This window comes from Rhodoplanes sp. SY1 (assembly GCF_046000175.1).
Classification (GTDB): domain Bacteria; phylum Pseudomonadota; class Alphaproteobacteria; order Rhizobiales; family Xanthobacteraceae; genus Rhodoplanes.
The window spans coordinates 1-861 of sequence record NZ_JBEOMB010000521.1 but is presented as its reverse complement, the minus strand read 5'-3'; the positions used below and the strand labels follow the sequence as shown (position 1 = coordinate 861).

The 861-nt window shown below is 72.1% G+C and carries 1 pseudogene; it reads left to right on the top strand.

Annotated features, from left to right (window positions below):
* A pseudogene (locus ABTU92_RS30720) lies at positions 1–861 on the top strand (hypothetical protein); the annotation flags it as partial.

The following is an 861-nucleotide window of genomic DNA, read 5'->3' as shown; positions in this document are numbered from 1 at the left end:
TGCTCGCCGGGCCGATGGGGGCACACTTCCTGCGCGCCACCTTCCACGACGCGGCGGGCGGCGAGAACGACACCTTCGAGGTTGAGCTGGACGACGACTATCGGCAGATCCCGTTGCCGAGCGAGGACGACGTGCTGGCGCCGATCGCCGGCTACAAGGAGACCGGGGTCGCCGCGCTCGGGCAGTTCAAGGTCAACGACTGGGAGACCGGCTGCGAGAACGGTCCGGAGACCATCGTGATCAAGGCCCGGGCCGCCACCATGACGGGCGAGATCAAGGCCGGCGGGCTGAAGCACTTCGACGACAAGACGCTGCGCGAGGTGCTGGAGGACGCCGCCAAGGCGGCGGGCCTGTCGGTCGCCATCGATCCGGCGCTGGCGTCGATCAAGCTGCCCTATGTGCTGCGCTGGGAGGCGAGCCCGATCGACTTCGCGACCCGGATCGCGGCCGAGGCGGGCGGCATCGTCAAGCCGGCCGGCGGCAAGCTGACCGTCACCAAGCGGGGCTCCGGCAAGGGCGTCGGCGGGATCATCGGCCACGACCTTCCTGGTGACCCGGATCGGCTGCGCCGGCTGGCGCATCAACGGAACGCCGCGCCCGCGCCAGGGCAAGGTGGTCGCCGCCTGGCACGACCCGAAGACCGGCCGGCGCAAGACCGTCGACCACAAGGGCGGCGCCGGCAAGGGACCGACCCACACGCTGCTCCACCCGCGGCCGAGCGAGGACGAGGCGAAGCGGGCGGCCGAGGCGCGGGCGACCGAGCTGACCATGGCGACCGGCGGCGGGCACTTCATCGTGCCGTTCGACCCGGCGAACTCGGCCGGGGCCAAGGTGATCGCCGCGGGCTTCGGCGACGGCATC